This is a genomic window from Corynebacterium sp. S5S1 (assembly GCF_001913985.1).
Lineage (GTDB): Bacteria > Actinomycetota > Actinomycetes > Mycobacteriales > Mycobacteriaceae > Corynebacterium > Corynebacterium marquesiae.
The window spans coordinates 6066-7315 of the sequence record NZ_MKXT01000068.1; the positions used below are offsets into that span (position 1 = coordinate 6066).

General features: G+C 49.4%; 2 protein-coding genes. One reads left to right on the forward strand and one right to left on the reverse strand.

Annotated features, from left to right (window positions below):
- A partial coding sequence (locus BKN05_RS11875; protein WP_286688728.1) for a hypothetical protein occupies positions 1-249 on the reverse strand: 249 nt, incomplete at its 3' end.
- A gap of 520 nt (positions 250-769) precedes the next feature.
- Between BKN05_RS11875 and BKN05_RS11880 the strand changes: the two genes are divergently transcribed.
- A partial coding sequence (locus BKN05_RS11880; protein WP_286688729.1) for a hypothetical protein occupies positions 770-1250 on the forward strand: 481 nt, incomplete at its 3' end.

Below are 1250 nucleotides of genomic sequence, written 5' to 3' on the forward strand. Positions count from 1 at the left end.
AGTTCCAAAATCCGCAGGAGCAGGAGACCATTCTGCAGTGATCAATTGCGCTTCGGCGAGAACACCGGTCAGCTTTGGACCTTCGGCGCGGGAAGTATCTTGGTCCTCGGTCGAGGCTTGCGGCTCCTGAGCAGCCGGAGGAGCAGAAAACTCCTGTGCGTGTGCGGGAGTGAGTGTGCCGAGACCAAGCGACAGAGAGGTCAAACCTGCCACCGTTACCTGCATCCATAGGCGCCGATTGTTATTCACGGAGTGGATTCCTTTCAGGGAAGTGAGAATAGAGTGAAACTCTATTGAAAATCAGTTAAAGGTTAGCCTTGGTTGTATAAAATAAGCCAGGCAAGCCTTCGTGATGTTGAACACTCTGTGTGCTGAATGCCTGATGGTGGATAGCTGAACGTAGGGGCACTGTGATGGCAGTCAGTTTCGTCTGTAAATCACGTGCCGGGTGATATTGAACCTGAACTCAGCAGCAATATTCCCTGGCATGGTCGGTCTTATTACGTAGGGGTGGTTCGGATGTGCTTCGGTTTCTTCTCTTCCCAAACGGATGGAACTGTGGCAAACTACGTGTTGCTTAGTGAGGGCAATTTCAGTCGGTCAGGTATATTTCTTGGTGATAATTATGGTCACCAAAGCCTACTAGCTCGAGGTATCCCAGCACTATCAAGTGAATGAGAATGCGGCCAAGATTTTGAGCATACGGTAAGTAGTCCCAACCCAATTCTGTAAAAGGCTGCTTTATACGGAAGGTCGAACTCTTTTAGCTATGCGCTATAAATTAATTCCGGTGACGGCGTGGTATTTCACGCTTGCTATCTTGACTTTAACGGTTTTCGTGAGTGCTGCCGCCGATAGCTCACTAGCCGAAATCACAATTGTGCTAGCAAGTCTTTGTGCTGTAATCGCTGTGCCCCGAACTCCAGCCATATCAGCGTTGACCATGGTTTTCATTACCGTCGCAATCTCGTTGTTCAACGACCTCGGAAGCATTATTACGCCAGTGAGCATCGGAATTGTCGCGGGCGTACTCGGCTACAAAGGGTACCCCCGCTGGGGTATCGCGTATGCACTCGTGATTCTAATATTCGCAACTGTAGACCTCGAGAACAAGAAAATCGTTTTTGAAGCCCTCATGGGTAGCGCTTTGTTAGCTATATTTCTTTTTGCCCCACTGATAGGCGGGTACATTCATGGTGCCAGAGAACGTAATCACGAAGCTGAACGCGTTCGCTTCGAAGCAGCGTTGC